The organism is Streptomyces sp. Rer75 (genome assembly GCF_013414305.1).
In the GTDB taxonomy this organism is placed as follows: domain Bacteria; phylum Actinomycetota; class Actinomycetes; order Streptomycetales; family Streptomycetaceae; genus Streptomyces; species Streptomyces himastatinicus.
This window is the reverse complement of record NZ_CP058693.1, coordinates 2,107,691-2,124,259: the sequence shown is the minus strand read 5'-3', so window position 1 is coordinate 2,124,259 and position 16,569 is coordinate 2,107,691. Positions and strand designations below refer to the sequence as shown.

Genomic DNA, 16,569 nt, shown 5'->3' with positions numbered 1-16,569 from the left:
TTCTCACCAGAAGATGATGTTGAGTGCCGCGGTCAGCAGCAGTGCGCCGCCGCCCAGAACGACCGGTTTGCGGTACCAGCCGGCGTCCTCGCCGGTCGCGTCGTGCGTACGGCTGCTGCGCGGGGTCAACTGCCATACCAAACCGACGAGTTCGCTGTCCGGCTTGGGCTTGGTGACCAGGGAGACGGCGACGCTGAGGGCGATGTCGACGACGAACGCCGTGGTGGCGGCGAGGAAGCTGGCGCCCTGGCCGGACAGGTCGAGTACGCCGCCTCGGTTGAGCAGGTCGACGGTGACCGCCGAGACGGTGCCGGCGATGAGCCCGATGCCGCCTGCCGCCGGGGTCATCCGCTTCCAGAACAGGGCGAGGATGAAGGTGGCGAACAGCGGGGCGTTGAAGAAGCCGAACAGCGTCTGCAGGTAGTCCATGATGTTGCCGAAGTTCCCCGCGATGAACGCGGTTCCGATGGCCACCACGCAGCCTGCCACCGTGACGACCCGGCCGGTCAACAGGTAGTAGCGGTCCGAGCGGCCCTTCTTCACGTACGTCTGCCAGATGTCGTACGTGACCACGGTGTTGAAGGCGCTCACGTTGGCGGCCATGCCGGCCATGAACGCCGCGAGTAGTCCGGCGATGGCGATGCCCAGCAAACCGTTGGGCAGCAGGTCGCGCATCAGTAGCTCGAGTGCGTTGTTGAAGGACACACCGCCGAGTTCCTGCACACGGGGGTCGGCCATGTTGGCAGCCTTGAGCTTGGCCAGCTCGGGGGAGAGGACGGCGGCCAGCATGCCCGGGATGATGATGACCAGGGCGACCAGCGCCTTGGGGTAGGCGCCGATCAGCGGGGTGCGCCGGGCGGCGGACATGCTGCGGGCGGACAGGGCCCGCTGGACCTCGGCGAAGTTCGTCGTCCAGTAGCCGAAGGACAGGACGAAGCCGAGGCCGAAAACGATGCCGAGGACCGAGAGCGTGGAGTCGCCGATGCCTGTGATGTTGGTGCCGGGCCAGGAGTCCACCTGCAGGGCCGTTCCGGCCGTACCGCCGTTGATCTTCGCGACCAGCCCGTCCCAGCCGCCGGCCTTGTGCAGGCCGATGACGGTCAGCGGTACGAGCAGCGCGAGGATCACGAAGAACTGCATCACCTCGTTGTAGATCGCCGCCGACAGGCCACCGAGGGCGGTGTACGCGAGGACGACCATGGCCGCCGCGATGATCGACACCCAGGTCGGCCACCCCAGCAGCACGTTCACGACGGTCGACAGCGCGTAGAGGTTCACGCCGGCGATGAGGACCTGGGCGACGGCGAAGCTGATGGAGTTGACGAGGTGGGCGAAGGGGCCGAAGCGCCGCAGCAGGAATTCGGGGACGCTGCGTACCTTGGAGCCGTAGTAGAACGGCATCATGACCAGGCCCAGGAACACCATGGCCGGGATGGCCCCGATCCAGTAGTAGTGCATGGTGGGCATGCCGTATTGGGCGCCGTTGGCGGTCATGCCGATCAGCTCCACCGCGGCGAGGTTCGCCGAGATGAACGCCAGGGCGGTGACCCACGCGGGCATCGAACGTCCGGAGAGGAAGAAGTCCAGGCTGGAGGCGACCCTGCGCCGTGCCAGGAGGCCGATCCCCAGGACGAATACGAAGTACACGGCGATGAGCAGGTAGTCGATCGGTGTGGCGTCGAGGCGGAGGCTGGCCTCAGCAAGCGTGAGCATGGCGTCCTCCGTCCTTTTCGCGGCTCAGGGTCGGCCGAACGGCCATGGGCGGTGGTCCTGCGGCAGACCGCGTGCTGCCGTGTACGGCTTGGGTCATGATTCGGCTCTTCTTTCTGATGCGGTCCGTCACGGGGGGCGACGGACGACGCTGGGCGCGATTCCCTCGCGTTCGGCGAGAGGGAGGAGCGGAGGGGAATGCGATGGTCCGGCGCGATGATGTGGGGCTCGATGGGCGGGGAAGGCCCTGTGAGTGAAGTGCGTCGGCCGGTTTCAGGCCGCGTCGAGGATCAGGTCGGATGCCTTTTCGGCGATCATGACGGTCGGGGCCTGGGTGTTGGAGCTGACGATGCGGGGCATCACGGAGGCGTCGACGACCCTCAGGCCGTCCAGGCCGTGCACCTTCAGGTCGGGGGAGACGACGGAGGTGTCGGAGTTGCCCATCGCGCACGTGCCGACGTGGTGGTAGGACGTACGGCCGTGGCTGCGGAGGAACCGGATGTAGTCGTCCTTCGAGTCGAGCGCCCGCCCGCCGGCCAGATGCTCGGCCTTGATGTGCTGGGCCATGGAGGGCTGGGACATGATCTCGCGGCTCTGCCGAACGCCTTCCACGCTCATCTCGACGTCGTAGTCGTCGGCCAGGTAGTTCGGGTCGATGAGGGGCGGCGCCGCGGGATCGGCGGAGGCGATGCGGACGGTACCGCGGCTGCGGGGCCGTACGAAGTAGGAGTTGAGGGTGCAGCCGAAGCCCGGCCTCACCGCGGCGATGCCGGCTTCGACGCCCGCGGCGGGCAGGAAGTGGAACTGCAGGTCGGGGGTGGTTTCGTCGCGGTCGCCGAAGGTGAAGGCGCCGCCCTCGACGACGGTGGAGGCCAGCGGCCCCTTGCGGAAGGCCAGGTATTCCAGGCCCGCGCCCACCGTGGCCGGCCGGGGACGGTCGAAGCGGTCCATGCTCTGGTATGCCTTGAGCTGGTAGATGATGTCGAGGTCGCAGTGGTCGTGCAGGTTCTTGCCCACCCCAGGCAAGGCGTGGCGCACCTCGATACCGGCTTCTCGCAGGTCGGCGGGGTCTCCGATGCCCGAGAGCTGCAGGAGCTTGGGGGACCCGATGGTGCCGGACGAGACGATGACCTCCTTTCGGGCCCGGAAGCGGTGCAGGGAATGGCCGTTGCTGGTCATGACGCCCACCGCGCGGGTGCCCTCCAGCAGGATGCGGCCGATGAGGTGGCCGGTCCTCACGGTGAGGTTGAGGCGCTTGCGGGCCGGATGCAGATAAGCCACGGCCGCACTGCAACGCCGTCCGTTCCGCGTGGTGTTCTGGTAGAGGCCGACGCCGTACTGGTGCTCGCCGTTGAAGTCGCTGTTGTACGGCAGTCCGAACTCCTGGCCTGCCTTGACGAAGGCCCGGGACAGCGGGTGGGGGTTGACCGGGTCGGAGGCCCCCAGTGGGCCGTCGGTGCCGTGCCAGGGTGCGGAGAGCCGGTCGTTGCCCTCGGAGCGCAGGTAGTAGGGCTGGATGTCGTTGAAGCCCCATCCGGTGCAACCGTAGGTCTTTGCCCACTCGTCGTAGTCCTCGCGGGTGCCGCGGGTGAACACCTGGGCGTTGATGGACCCGCCTCCGCCGATCACCTTGCCTTGGGCGAGTGGGATTTCCCGTCCGTCGCAGTGCCGCTGCGGCTGGCTGAGGTAGCCCCACTCGTAGGGGCCGGCGGTCAGTTTCGCGAAACCGGCGGGGACATGGATGAGGGGGTTGCGGTCGGTGGGACCGGCTTCGATCAGCAGGACGCTGACGCCCGGGTCCGCGGAGAGGCGGTTGGCGAGCACACAGCCCGCGGTTCCGCCCCCGGCGATGATGTAGTCGAACTCGGTGTGCTGGGTGGACATGAGTGTGTATCCCTGCCGTCAGTCGCGGAAGAAGGGGGTGCGCGCACCGGTGCGCAGCTGGACCGACTTCAGCTCGGTGAACTCGTCGAACCCGGCCTGTCCCATCTCACGGCCATAGCCGCTGGCGCCCATGCCGCCAGCGGGTAGTTGGACGGAGCCGTCGATGGTCGTGTTGATCCACAGCCGACCGCTGCGCAGTCGGCGCGCGGCCCGTATGGCCTTGTCGACGTCCTTGGTCCACACCGTGTTGGCCAGGCCGTACTCGACGGCGTTGGCCAAGTCCATGGCCTCCTCGAAGTCGCGGAATCGGGTGACGGTCAGGACAGGCCCGAAGATCTCCTCACGGAACAGCCGACTGTCGGGATGTACGCCGTCGACGACGGTCGGAGCCAGGTAGTCGCCGCTGCCATGCGCGTCGTCGTTCAGCACGCTGCCGCCGACGGCGATCCGCGCGTCCCCGAGGATCTCGCCGCTGAGGTAGCCGAGGACCTTCTCGACGTGGTCCTGGCTGATCAGCGGACCGACCTCGGTGCCGTCGTCGAACGGGTCGCCGACGCGAATGCGGCCCGCGCGGTCGACCAGCCGGGCGACGAAGTCGTCGGCGATGCCGTCCTCGATCAGCAGCCGAGCGCCGGACACGCAGCATTCACCCTGGTTGAAGTAGACACCGAACAGCACGCCGTCGAGGGCGTCCTCCAGATCGGCGTCGGCGAAGACGACGCTGGCTGCCTTGCCGCCGAGTTCCAGGGACAGGCGCGTGGCGTGGGCTGCGGAAGCGGTGATGATGGCCCGACCCGTGGCGGTGCTGCCAGTGAAGGACAGCTGGTCGATGCCGCCGCTCTCCGCCAGCGGCTGCCCGACGTCCTTGCCGTAACCGGTGACCACGTTGACCACGCCCGCGGGGACACCGGCCTGCTCTGCCAGGCGGGCGAGCTCCAGGGTGGTGCTGGAGGTCAACTCGGAGGGTTTGATCACAGCGGTGCAGCCGGCGCCGAGGGCGAAGGGCAGCTTCTGTGCCACCTGGAGCAGCGGGAAGTTCCACGGAGTGATCATCCCGACGACACCGACCGGCTCGCGTACCGTCCAAGCCGTGAAGTCCTCGCCAAGGTTGGTGTGGACGTCTCCGCGCGCGGCCATGGCCAGGCCGGCGGCGTATTCGAACATCTCGACGCATCCGGCCACGTCCCCGCGGGCCAGCTGGAGCGGCTTGCCCACTTCTTCGGCTTCCAGGTGCGCGAAGTCCTCAGAGTGTGTCCGCAGGAGCGCGGCCAGGCGCAGCAATACCCGACCGCGGTCCATGCCGGTCATCCGCGGCCAGGGGCCGGCGTCGAAGGCCCGCCGGGCGGCGTGGACCGCGGCCGCGATGTCGTCGGCGGTGCCGGAGGCGAACCGGGCCGCCACACGGCCGCCGCTTCCGGGGGCAACGCGTTCGATACCCTCTCCCTGCTCGGGCGCAGGGGTCCAGCGTCCGTCCAGGTAATGGCCGTAGGCACGCAGGCTGCCGGGTGCCGCCGGGGTGGTCGTGGCGTTCATCGAGGTGCCTTCCGTCCGTGCTGTGCTGTCTGGGGCGGCTGCGTCATGGTGATCGAGTCCCTTCGGGGCCTGGGGCCGCCGGGCGGCCGTAGTGACTGGATCTGCTGGGGGCTGGGTGCCGGGCCGTCGGCCGGGCATGGAGCCCCACCGGGTCGGTGGTACCGAGGGCACGCGCTCCTGGCCGTCTCGCGGGATCTCCGCCTCGTCCTGGCAGTCGGCACCCACGTCGCACTGCTGCTGGTGGGCCACGTTTCGACGCTTGGTCGATCTCGTAAACCGCGCCTAGTTAGGAAGGGGTCCTTACTAGGGATTTCGCGATAAGGTAACAGCGACGACATGGGGCGACAAGAGGTCCGACGACAACGGACGACAATGAGGTGCGATGGAGATCCGTCGAGAGCTCGCCGGCGCGGCTCTGCCCAGCATGACCCTGCTGCGCGAACTGACCGACCAGATCGTGCTGGACACCGTGTTCGAGCACGCGCCCATCACCCGAGCGGAGATCGCGCAGCGGACAGGGATTTCCAAGACCACCGTCTCGGAATCCGTACGCCGCCTGGAGGAGATGAAGCTGCTGCTGCCCGCTGGAGAACAGCGTGGCCGGCAGGGAAGGGTTGGTACCTACTACCAGGTAGCTGCGGACGCGGGCTTCGTCATCGCCGTGGACCTCCATCCGAGCGAGATCAGGCTGTGCGCCGCTGACCTCTTCGGCCGCCCGTTCCTGGAGAGCACGCACCAACCCGCGCAGCCCCGCGACCCGGACCACATCGCCAGGCAGCTGCGCTCCATCATCACCGGGGCGATCGACCAGGGAACCGTCGGCCACGGAAACCCCTTGGCCGTCGGAGTCTCCGTCGCCAACCCCGTCGATCCCATGACCTCCGCCGTGATCCCGCTGGAGGACACGCCCTACCCGGAGGGCCTCTTCCAGCCCCAGGAAGCCCTGGCCGGCCTGACCGACGCCCCGCTGCTGGTGGAGAACGACGTCAACCTCGCCGCCGTGGCCGAGCGCTGGCACGGCGCGGCACGCGACGCCGATAGCTTTGTCTACGTCTTCATCGGCGCCGGCATGGGCATGGGGCTGGTCATCGGTGACCATCTCATCCGGGGCGCACGCGGGGTGGCCGGCGAGATCGGCTACCTCGGCATGGGTTCCGAGTCCCCCGGCACCCATCTGCGGCACGGATTCGCCCGCGCCGTCGCGGCAGCGGGGTTCCGCCCGCGGCAGCTGTCACCGACCGACAGCCTGGATTCCGTGGCCGTCGCCCGCGAGATCCTCCAGCGCGCCGACGAGGGCGATGCGGAGGCACGCGCCGTCGTTGAAGAGGAAGGCCGCACCATCGGCGAGGCCATCGCCACCGTCTGCGCGGTCGTCGACCCCGAAGTGGTCCTCCTCGGCGGACCCATCGGCAGCCACCCCGCCCTGCTCGAACCCGTCCGCGCAGCCGTGAACGGTCTCGCGCCCCTGCCCCCGCCCGTCGAGGCCGGCGCCCTGGGCGACGCAGCGCCCCTGCGCGGCGCCCTCGCCGTCGCTCTGCGTCGCGCCCGGGGTGATCTGCACAGCCAGGCCCAGGGAGCCTGAGACCGCATACACGAACAGGACACCATGCCCGCCTTCTCGTACGAGCCCGACCTCACCGTGCCTGCGTTGGCGAACCCGCGTGCCGACATCAGGCTGATCGTCACCGACATGGACGGCACCCTCCTCGACGACGCCGGGGAAGTCCCCCGGGAGCTGGGACGGGTGCTGGCCCGACTGCGGCAACGTGGCGTCCTCTTCAGCCCCGCGAGCGGCCGTCAGTACGCCACGCTGGTCCAGCAGTTCGCCGGTGCGGAGAACGGCATGGTGTTCATCGCCGAGAACGGCACCTACGTCGTACGTGACGGTGTGGAGCTGAGCTCCGACCCGCTGGATCCCGCCGTCGCCGCCCGGGTGGCCAAGACCGTACGGCAGCTCGCGGACGACGGCGTGGATGTGGGCGCCGTCGTGTGCGGGAAGCGGTCCGCCTACGTCGAGCGGACCGACGAACCGTTTCTGGCGGAGGTGCGGAAGTACTACACCCGGCTTCAGATCGTCGCCAACGTCACCGCGGTCGAGGACGAGATCATCAAGGTCGCGCTCTTTGACTTTGGACCGGCCGCACGGATCACCGCCCCGGCCCTGGAGTCGTTCACTGCCACTCACCAGGTCGTCGTCTCCAGTGAGCACTGGATCGACGTCATGAACCTCACCGCGAACAAGGGCGCCGCCATAGGCCGGCTCCAGCGAGATCTCGGCATCACGCCCGCGCAGACGGTGGTGTTCGGCGACTACCTCAACGACCTGGAAATGCTGGACGCCGCCGAGTGGGCGTTCGCCATGGCCAACGCCCATCCGGACGTCATCCGCCGGGCCCGGTATCTGGCACCGTCCAACAACGAGAACGGCGTCCTGCGCACGATCACCCGCCTGCTGAGCCTGCCGGGCGAGTGAGGGCCCGGGCGACCCGGTGGGCGTCGAAGGTCGCTCGCCGCGGTGACCATCACGGCCAGCAACAGACCGAGCTTGTCCACAACCACGTGCCGCTGGCTGAAGGGTGTCTTTATTGGCGTACGGTGGTTGACTTGGGGCTTCGTGGTCCTCCGAGTATGGGCATGATCAGTGATTGTGGGTCTGCGACTGCTCTACCTGATCTTCTGCCGACTACTGGGCTGCCTCCTCCTGCTGGGCCGATCGACCGCCGCGTACAGCGCCGAGATCCTCGCGCTTCGCCATGAGGTCGCCGTGCTGCGCCGGCAGATCAAGCGGCCAAAGCTCTCATGGGCCGATCGTGCCGTGCTCTCCGCCCTCGCCCGCCAGCTACCACCCGCCTTGCGTCGTCATCGGCTAGTCACTCCGGGCACGCTGCTGACCTGGCACCGTCGTCTGGTGCGCTGGAAATGGCGCCAAACCCCAACCGGACCCGGACGGCCACCGCTGTCGGAAGAGACTGCAGCGCTCATCCAGCGCCTGGCGCGAGAGAACCCCACCTGGGGATACGTCAGAATCCAAGGCGAGCTCCGACGGCTCGGGCATCGGGTCGCCGCCGCCACGATCCGGCGCGTCCTGCGCCGCTCCGGCCTACCGCCCGCGCCGCAGCGAGCCTCCCAGCAGACCTGGCGCTCCTTCCTGCGCTCCCAGGCTCACACGCTGCTTGCCTGCGACTTCATGCACGTGGAGACCGTCTTCCTCAAGCGCCTCTATGTCTTCTTCGTCATGGAGATTGCCACCCGGCGCGTCCATGTCCTGGGCGTCAGCACACGCCCGACCGGCGCATGGGTCAATCAGCTCGCCCGCAATCTGCTCATGGACCTCGGCGACGGGCCGGGTGTTTCCGGTTCCTCATCCGTGACCGGGACAGCAAGTTCACCGCCGCGTTCGACGCCGTCTTCGCCGGCAACGGCACCGCCGTCATCCCAACACCGCCTCAGAGCCCCCGGTCAAACGCATTCGCCGCACGATGGATACGCACAGCCCGCACCGAGTGCACCGACCGATTCCTCATCACCGGCGAACGACATCTGCGCACGGTCCTCACCACGTATGCCGAGCACTACAACGCGGGACGCGCCCACCGCAGCCTGGACCTACGGGCCCCAGACGACGACCCGAACATCATCCCCCTACCTGCTGGCACAATCAGGCGCCGCCAGGTACTCGGTGGACTGCTCAACGAGTACCACACCACGCCACTCTGATTGCCTCACCATCGACAGGGAACGCCAAGCTCAGCAGCCTGATCGGAATATTGACACCCTTCAGGGCGCGGTGTGGCAGTACGGGCACAGTCACGTTCTCGTGGCCATCCGGTAGCACGGCGCGCCGGGCCGACCAGAATTCCGGCGGCCGGGGATGGCACGGACGGTGGCCCGGATGCAGAATGCGAGGGGAACCAAGGGGGGAGAAAGAAGGCCCTCATGACCACCTCCACGCACATGCCCCACACCGATCACCCCCACGAGCACGGCAGTGCGTGCGGCCACGTCGCCGTACCGCATCAGGACCACACCGACTACGTCCACGACGGCCACCTCCACCGCGCACACAACGACCACGTCGACGAGTGCGAACCCGCGGGTCACACCGTCCATGAAGGCCACGACCATGAGCACCGCGACGGCTGCGGCCACGTCGCCGTCCCGCACGGGAACCATGTGGATTACGTCCACGACGGACATCGCCACGCCGCCCACGAGGGTCACTGGGACGACCACTGACCGCATCTGCCGCGAGTGCGCTCATCACACCGTGCCGACCTCGATCGAACTCCGCCGCACGGTGATGAGCGCCGCGGCGTAGACGACCGTGGCGACGGCCAGGATGGCGAAGCTCGGCGGCAGCCGCGGCACCACGTAGCTCAGCGCCAGTCCCGCCCACACCTCGGCCACGGCCAGGCTCGCCGAAAGGGCCAGGGCGTGGTAAGGACGGGTGCTGAGCCGGTGGGCGGTTCCCGCGGGAGCGGCGAGCAGGCCGAGCAGCAGCAGCGAGCCGACCGCCTGGGTGGCCTCGGCGGCGGAGGCTCCGACCAGCACCAGGAACACCAGGCCCAGCGCCCGTACAGGCACACCGCGCGCGGCGGCCACCGCCTCGTCGACAGAGGCGAACAGCAGTGGGCGGGCGAGCAGGGCCACTCCTGCGCAGACTCCGGCGGCCACCAAAGCCGCCATGCGTGCCTGCTCCGCCGACAGGCCGAAGATAGAGCCGAACAGAACGGTCACCCCGGCGGTTCCGTGGGCGGCGCCGCGTGTGGTGTACAGGGTGAGGAAGAAGGCGCCCAAGCCCAGGATCCAGGAGAAGGCACTGCCGATGGCCACGTCGTCCGAGCGGCCCCGGCGACCGAGTGAGCCGATCAGCACGGCGAACACGGCGGTCGCGGCGAAAAGCCCCAGCCGCATGTCGTAGCCGAGCGCGAGCGCCGCCAGTGATCCGGTGAACGCGACGTGGCCGAGCACATCGCCGGTAAAGACCTGGGCCCGCAGCACCAGGAAGTACCCCACCAGGCCCGCTGCCGCGGCGATCGCCGTCCCGGCGAGCAGCGCGTGCACGAAGTAGGGGTGGCCGAGGGCACTCATACCGCACCACCCACGAAGCCGGCCGTAGCCCGGCGGTCCCGGCGGAAATCCCGCACGAGCAGTCGCGCGAGCCGGGCCGACACGTACGCAGCGAAGCCGAAGGTGGTCACGTAGAACCCGATGGGGTACGGCGAGTAGTAGGCGGCGATCAGCCCCGCCCACGTCACAGCGAGCGCGATCAGCACCGAGAGGGCCAAACCCGCGGCAGGGCGGGCGGTGAGCTGTTGGGCGGTGGCGGGGGACATCACCAGCAGAGCGAAGACCAGGAGCGCGCCGGTTATCTGGCTGGTCGCCGCCGTGGCCACGCCGAGCAGCAGAAGAAACGCCACGGACACGGCGCGCACCGGCACTCCGCGCCCGGCGGCCACATCGGGGTCGATGGAGGCGAACAGCAGGGGTCGGGCGATGAGCGCCAGCGTGGCGAGCGTTCCCACCGCCACCGCCGCCAGGACGGACACCTGAGTGGTGGTGATGCCGAGGAAGCTGCCGAAAAGCAGGGAGTTGATCCCGCCGAGGAACCCCTTGTACAGGGCGACGAAGAGGAAGCCGCAGGACAGTCCGAATGCCTGGACCGTGCCGGTGAGGGCCGCCTCCTGCCCGTTGCCTCCCTGTCCGGCGCGCGGAATGGCGGCGATGACGAGGGCGGCACCGACGCAGAAGGTGAAGTAACCGACGACCGGAGCGATTCCCAGCAACGTGGCGCAGGCCGCGCCGGGGAAGCTGACCTGGGCGAGCGTGTGGCCGGTGAAGCTCTGCCGGCGCAGCACCATGTACCAGCCGATGACGGCGGCCAGTACGGCGACGATGGTCCCGGCCCGGAAGGCGTTGACCATGAAGGGGAACGCCCACATGGCCCGAAGGTCGGTCACCGGGTTCCAGGACCAGGCCGGGTACGTGTCAGCCAGACTCAGGGTGATGGCCATGGCCTCCCCCTCCCTGCGTGCCGTGCCCGCCACCGACCACGACCAATCGCCCGTCGGAGGCGCGCAGGACCTCCACCGGCGTCCCGTACAGCCGCGAGAGTGTCGGTGTGGTGATGACCTCCCGGGGCGGCCCGGACGCCGCACCGCCCTCGGCAAGATAGAGCACCCGGTCCAGCCAGGGCATGATCGGATTGATGTCGTGGGCGACCATCAGGACGCTGACACCGCGATCGCGGCAGATCCGCCCGATCAGCTCCGCCACCGCGCCCTGGTGGGGCAGGTCCAGGCTGTCCAACGGCTCGTCCAGCAGCAGGAGTTCGGGCTCCCGCACCAGCGTCTGGGCGATCAGCAGCCGCTGCTGCTGGCCGCCGGAGCACGCGCCGATCGGCCGATGGGCGTACGCGCTCGCCCCGACCAGATCGATAACCTCGGCGATACGGTCGCGGGCCGCCCGGCGCCGCGCACTGAACCGCGCGGGCAAAGGCATCGGCACGCCCCACCGGTCGCCGTCCAGCCCCATGCGCACCACGTCGATGCCCCGGATCCGCAACGACGGGTCGAAGCTGCGACGCTGCGGCAGGTAACCGATCCGGTGCCCGGACCGGCCCGGCGCCTCGCCCAGCACGCGTACCTCGCCCGCGGCGACGGGGAGCGCTCCGAGAATCACCTTGACCAGGGTGGATTTGCCCGCGCCGTTGGGGCCGAGGACGGCGATGAACTCTCCGGCACCGACGTCCAGGTCCACTCCGGACCACAGCGTGCGTCCGCCGACCCGTACGGCCGCCCCGCGCAGGGACGCGACATCTCCGCCACCGCAGCGGCGTGGTCCGGTGAGCGTGGTGGCGTGCGGCGGGACACGGTGTCGCACCGCCTCGCGTATCCGGGCCATCGTCTTCATCGCCCTATTCACCCTTCGCCTGCGCCAGGGCCCTCTCTATGCCCTTGAGCTGGCGGACCTGCCAGTCCTGGAACGAGACGCGGGCCGGGGTGGGGGTCTCGGTCACCGTGGCCACCGGGATCCCGGCCGCCTTTGCCTCCTTCACCTGAGCCCGCACGTCGGGGGTCGAGTTCTGGCTGTTGTAGACGTAGACCTTGATCTCTTTGTTCTTGATCTGCCGGTCGATGGCGCTCTTGTCCTCGGCCGTGGGGTCGGTGCCCTCGCTGATGGCGTCGAGGAACGACGCGGGGGTGCGCATCTTCAGGCCGAGACCCTGGGCGAGCGGCGTGGCGATGGATTCGGAGGCACCGATGGAGGTGCCCTTGTAGGTGGTCTTGATGTGGGACACCAGCCTGTTGTACGGAGCCAGTGTGGTGTCCAGATACGTCTTCTTCCGCGCGTTATAGGAGGCGGCGTGATCCGGGTCGATCTTCTTGTAGTCAGCGGTGATCTTCTCGATCACCTGGCGGACATCGGCCGGGGAGTACCAGCGGTGGGGGTTGCCACCGGGCTTGAGGTGGACGAGGTCGCCGACCTTGAGCTCGGTGCGGCCGCTGCCGGGGTTGGCTGAGAGCAGCTTGTCGGCCCAGGCGTCGTAGCCGATGCCGTTGACGATGGCGTACCGGGCGGTGGCCACGGCGCGCCCGTCGGCCGCGGTCGGCTCGTAGTCGTGGGGATCGGCGGCGGGGTTGTCGATGATGCTCTTGACGTGTACGTGGCTCCCGCCGAGCTGCTGGGCGATGCTGCCCCAGAAGTTCTCCGCCGCCACGACCTCGATCGCCTTACCGGAGGCCGCTTTACCGGAAGCGGAGCCGTCGGCTGCGCCGGAGGAAGCGGTGGAGCAGGCGCTGGTGCCGACGAGTACGGCTGCGGCGGCCACACCTCCGGCGAGGGCGCGAGGGCGGCGGCGGGATATGGAAGATCTCATGACACGGTCTCCTCGGTGCGGGGCGAACACCGGGAACGCTAGATGAAAATGATTTCCAAAACCATCGACGGCTCTTTCGAGATGAAAACCATTGCCAAAACTTGACCCGGGCATCAGCCCACAGAAGACGGCATCCGGCATCCATCTCCCCTCCATCGGCGGCGACTTGACAGGGGGGCCGCGCCTCGGGAAGCCTCATCGAGCGAACATGAAATTCACATTCACCTGGAGGTGATGCACGGCCATGCGCATCGCGTTCGTCGGCAAGGGCGGGAGTGGCAAGACCACCCTCTCCGGCCTCTTCGCCCGGCATCTGGCCCGCTCAGGCGCCCCCGTTGTCGCCATCGACGCCGACATCAACCAGCATCTGGGGGCCGCCCTGGGGCTGGACGAGGACGAGCTGCGCGAGGTCGTCCCGCTCAGCACCCGCCTCGCAGAAATCAAGGAGTATCTGCGCGGCGACAACCTCCGCATCGCCTCCGTCGATGCCATGGTCAAGACCACTCCCCCTGGACGCGGCTCCCGCCTCCTGCGGCCGCTCGGCAACGATCCGGTGCACGCCGGCCACGTCCGGGACATCGCTGGAGTCGGGCTCATGACCACCGGTGTGTTCACCGAAGAGGACCTCGGTGTGGCGTGCTACCACTCCAAGCTCGGCGCCGTCGAGCTGTATCTGAACCACCTGGTGGACGACCCCGGGGAGTACGTGGTCGTCGACATGACAGCCGGGGCCGACTCCTTCGCCTCGGGGCTCTTCACCCGGTTCGACATGACCTTCCTGGTCGCCGAACCCACCCGCAAGGGCGTGTCCGTCTACCGCCAGTACAAGGACCACGCCGCCGAGTTCGGCGTACCCCTCGCCGTGGTCGGCAACAAGGTGACCGGCGAAGACGACCGCCTCTTCCTCAAGGAGCACATCGGCGAGGACCTGCTGGCCTGCTTCGGTCACTCCGACTGGGTCCGCGCCCGCGAACAGGGCCGCCACACCGGCGACCTCGAGCCCGAACACCGCTTGGCGCTGGAGGAGCTGCGGACCGCCGTGGACTCCCGCACCAAGGACTGGGAGACCTTCCAGCGACAGGCGATCGAGTTCCATCTGCGCAACGCCCACGCCTGGGCGAACCGCTCCACCGGCCAGGACCTGAGCACCCAGATCGACCCCGACTTCCGGCACGGACCGGCCGCGCTGGCCGCGCACTCCGAGCCGGAGGCCCACGCCGCCACTGTCGGCTGAACGCCACGCTTCATCACTCGTAACCCGACCGATTGGACACACAGCCGCCATGTCGTTGAACGTCGCACCGGAACTTCTGGCCCAGGCCGAGCAGGGCGAGGTCCGTGAGCAGGACTTCGTCGCCACCGTCCGGGAATCGTTGCCGTACGCCTACGACCTCATCGCCGGGCTGGCGGGCGCGCTCCGCGAGGGTGAGGCCGAGTTCGCCGACAACCAGACCCCGCCCCCGTCCGAGGCCGAGCGTGGCCAGCTGCTGCGCGCGCTCGCCAGCGACGCCATCCGCGGCAGCCTGGAACGCCACTTCGGCGTCACTCTCGCCTTCATGAACTGCCACCGGGTGGCCGTGTTCCGCCCGGGCACCGAAGAAGGCTCGACCTACGCGAAGTTCACCTCCACGCGGTCCCAGATCCTCAACCAGTCTCCCGAGTTCCGGGACTGCTGACATCGAGCCACACGACCGAGCCCCAGGCCACTGGCCTGGGGCTCACCCATGCGCCGGGCTCACGAGCCCGCCCGAGTCGCCACCACATCGTTGTACGGGTCCTTGGGCGCGGGGACACGCCGGACCGCGGTGGCGTCCAGGGCCGCGCTTGCGTCATCCGTACCAATCTTTCCGGTGGGATGCCAGGTGCCGGTGACGGTCACCCAGGCGTAGGCGGGCGGGGCGGTGATCCCGTGCACCCGCACCTTGCGCACCGTCGCGTCGGCGGCGCAGCAGCTGATGGCCAGGCGGCTGACGTACCAGGTGCCATGGCGCCCGGGGGTGACGAATCCGGTGAGGCGCACGGTGTGGCCCTTCAGTGAGCCGCCGGTGTCCCAGACCGCACGGGAGGTGAAGTCGTTCAGCGACATCTCGACCACGCCTTTGCCCGGCAGCGCGGGGTAGAGGCTGTCGCCGGTGGTGGAGGCGGGCGCCGTCGGCGTCTCGGCGTCACCCCGCGAGGCGGTGTACGAGCCGAGGGCGGGCGGGGCCAGGAACAGGATGGTCAGCGCCGGCACGTACAGCAACCAGGCGACCTTCGGACCGCCCGCGTGACCGTGCTCGTGTTCGTGGACTTGGTCGGTGCGGGGGCGGTTGAACGGGAAGTCGTCGCGGGCAGCGCTGACCGCGCCGAGCAAGATCAGCAGCACCCCCGAAGCGATGAGCGCGGGCCGCAGACCAGCACGCACATAGCGCAGATACAGATCGGTCAGCAGGGAGATGTGCAGCAGGCCGACGCCGAAGAAGAGGAGCAGCAGCACCTCAATGTTGCGCTTCACAGCAGCCACCACCCCACCAGCCCGCTGAAGAGCACCGCCACGACCCAGGTGGCCGACGAGAAGCGCAGGGCGAAGGCGCGGCCGAAGGTGCCGGACTGCAGAGCGATGAGCTTCAGGTCGACCATCGGGCCGACCACCATGAAGGCCAGCCGGGCAGTGGGTGAGAAACCGGTGAGCGATGCGGCGACGAAGGCGTCGGCCTCGGAGCAGACCGCGAGGATCACCGCGAGCAGCCCCAGCAGGGTCAGTGACAACCACAGGGAGTCGGAGAAGGTGCGCAGCACGGAGTGCGGCACCGCGACGTTGAAGGTGGCCGCGGCCGCCGCGCCGACCACGAGGAAGCCCCCGGCGTGCAGGAAGTCGTACTGGAGTGAGAGCCGGAACTCCTCCGCGCGGCTCGCGCCAGGGGTGTGCCCGACCGGTCCCTTCGGTAGCCGCAGCCACTCCTCACGGCCCGCCCGGATCCACAGCCAGCCCATGGCGACGGAGGTCAGCAGCGAGGCGATCAGACGGGCCGCGACCATCTGCGGATTACCGGGGAAGGCCACGTAGGTCGCGACCAGCACGATCGGGTTGATGGCCGGGGCCGACAGCAGGAAGGCCAGCGCCGCCGCCGGGGCCACCCCGCGCCGCATCAGGCTACTGGCCACCGGCACCGAGGCGCACTCACAGCCGGGCAGCACCGCCCCGGCGGCGCCCGCCACGGGTACGGCGAGCGCCGGGTTGCGCGGCAGCACCCGCGTGAACACCCACGCCGGGACGAACGCGCTGATCGCGGCCGACACCAGCGTGCCCAGGAGTAAAAACGGCACCCCTTGGATCACGATCGCGGTGAACACCGTCCGCCACGCCGCCACCGCCCGGTCGTCGAGGGCGGCGGTGATCTTCGGCCCCAACGCGATGGCGACACCACCCAGCAGCGCCACCGGGATGCCCGCGATCAGCGCGTGAGAGGCGATGCGTACCGCCGCCGCGCGCAACCCACCGGCCCCGTCGGGGGAGACGTCACCCCACCACTGTCGCGGTCTGCGGACGACGGCGGCGGCGCGAGGTCGACATCGCTGCCCAA

14 protein-coding genes and 1 pseudogene are annotated in these 16,569 nt (G+C 69.0%); 6 read left to right on the top strand and 9 right to left on the bottom strand.

Annotated elements, in window-relative coordinates:
- Positions 1-3 precede the first annotated feature (3 nt).
- The 3 genes from HYQ63_RS08625 to HYQ63_RS08615 all read right to left on the bottom strand — a co-directional run bounded on the left by HYQ63_RS08625 (position 4) and on the right by HYQ63_RS08615 (position 5,127).
- Positions 4-1,713 carry a sodium:solute symporter family protein gene (locus HYQ63_RS08625; protein ID WP_179933287.1) on the bottom strand — a complete coding sequence of 570 codons (1,710 nt, stop codon included), beginning with the start codon at positions 1,711-1,713 and terminating at the stop codon, positions 4-6.
- A 270-nt stretch (positions 1,714-1,983) separates the two neighbouring features.
- Positions 1,984-3,594 carry a GMC family oxidoreductase gene (locus HYQ63_RS08620; RefSeq protein ID WP_179933286.1) on the bottom strand — a complete coding sequence of 537 codons (1,611 nt, stop codon included), beginning with the start codon at positions 3,592-3,594 and terminating at the stop codon, positions 1,984-1,986.
- Between the two features lie 18 nt (positions 3,595-3,612).
- Positions 3,613-5,127: an aldehyde dehydrogenase family protein gene (locus tag HYQ63_RS08615; protein ID WP_179933285.1), complete on the bottom strand. Its 1,515-nt coding sequence runs from the start codon at positions 5,125-5,127 to the stop codon at positions 3,613-3,615.
- A gap of 382 nt (positions 5,128-5,509) precedes the next feature.
- On the opposite strand from HYQ63_RS08615, the gene HYQ63_RS08610 reads away from it, so the two are divergent.
- From HYQ63_RS08610 to HYQ63_RS08595, 4 genes and pseudogenes are all read left to right on the top strand, one after another.
- Entirely contained in the window at positions 5,510-6,709 is a 1,200-nt protein-coding gene (locus tag HYQ63_RS08610) for an ROK family transcriptional regulator (RefSeq protein WP_179933284.1), read from the top strand.
- Positions 6,710-6,733: 24 nt separating this feature from the next.
- On the top strand, positions 6,734-7,600 hold the full coding sequence (locus HYQ63_RS08605) for a Cof-type HAD-IIB family hydrolase (protein WP_179933283.1): 867 nt from the start codon (positions 6,734-6,736) through the stop codon (positions 7,598-7,600).
- 174 nt (positions 7,601-7,774) lie between these two features.
- Positions 7,775-8,844: pseudogene (locus tag HYQ63_RS08600) on the top strand (integrase core domain-containing protein).
- Positions 8,845-9,063: 219 nt separating this feature from the next.
- Positions 9,064-9,363 (top strand): hypothetical protein, encoded by a 300-nt coding sequence (locus HYQ63_RS08595; protein WP_179933282.1) that lies wholly within the window; start codon positions 9,064-9,066, stop codon positions 9,361-9,363.
- Positions 9,364-9,387: 24 nt separating this feature from the next.
- Here the strand turns inward: HYQ63_RS08595 and HYQ63_RS08590 are convergent, their stop codons facing one another.
- From HYQ63_RS08590 to HYQ63_RS08575, 4 genes are read right to left on the bottom strand one after another with little or no spacing between them, the layout of a single operon-like run.
- Positions 9,388-10,218 carry a metal ABC transporter permease gene (locus HYQ63_RS08590; RefSeq protein WP_179933281.1) on the bottom strand — a complete coding sequence of 277 codons (831 nt, stop codon included), beginning with the start codon at positions 10,216-10,218 and terminating at the stop codon, positions 9,388-9,390.
- The gene (locus HYQ63_RS08585) at positions 10,215-11,141 is read right to left on the bottom strand and encodes a metal ABC transporter permease (RefSeq protein WP_179933280.1); all 927 of its coding nucleotides are present in this window, start codon (positions 11,139-11,141) and stop codon (positions 10,215-10,217) included. The genes HYQ63_RS08590 and HYQ63_RS08585 overlap by 4 nt, the downstream gene beginning before the upstream one ends.
- Positions 11,116-12,039, bottom strand: coding sequence for a metal ABC transporter ATP-binding protein (locus HYQ63_RS08580; RefSeq protein ID WP_257231740.1), 924 nt, complete (start codon positions 12,037-12,039; stop codon positions 11,116-11,118). Before HYQ63_RS08580 ends, HYQ63_RS08585 begins: the two co-directional genes overlap by 26 nt.
- A 4-nt stretch (positions 12,040-12,043) precedes the next feature.
- Positions 12,044-13,006 (bottom strand): metal ABC transporter solute-binding protein, Zn/Mn family, encoded by a 963-nt coding sequence (locus HYQ63_RS08575; RefSeq protein WP_179933279.1) that lies wholly within the window; start codon positions 13,004-13,006, stop codon positions 12,044-12,046.
- A gap of 244 nt (positions 13,007-13,250) precedes the next feature.
- Here HYQ63_RS08575 and HYQ63_RS08570 point away from each other — a divergent pair, with 244 nt between their 5' ends.
- Together HYQ63_RS08570 and HYQ63_RS08565 are read left to right on the top strand one after the other, a co-directional pair.
- Complete coding sequence (locus HYQ63_RS08570; RefSeq protein WP_179933278.1) at positions 13,251-14,240, top strand: AAA family ATPase; 990 nt, start codon at positions 13,251-13,253, stop codon at positions 14,238-14,240.
- Positions 14,241-14,289: 49 nt separating this feature from the next.
- Complete coding sequence (locus tag HYQ63_RS08565; RefSeq protein WP_179933277.1) at positions 14,290-14,682, top strand: SCO5389 family protein; 393 nt, start codon at positions 14,290-14,292, stop codon at positions 14,680-14,682.
- Positions 14,683-14,741: 59 nt separating this feature from the next.
- Here the strand turns inward: HYQ63_RS08565 and HYQ63_RS08560 are convergent, their stop codons facing one another.
- Positions 14,742-15,500: a TIGR03943 family protein gene (locus tag HYQ63_RS08560; protein WP_179933276.1), complete on the bottom strand. Its 759-nt coding sequence runs from the start codon at positions 15,498-15,500 to the stop codon at positions 14,742-14,744.
- Positions 15,497-16,480, bottom strand: a complete 984-nt coding sequence (locus HYQ63_RS08555; RefSeq protein WP_179933275.1) for a permease — start codon at positions 16,478-16,480, stop codon at positions 15,497-15,499. The genes HYQ63_RS08560 and HYQ63_RS08555 overlap by 4 nt, the downstream gene beginning before the upstream one ends.
- Positions 16,481-16,569 lie beyond the last annotated feature (89 nt).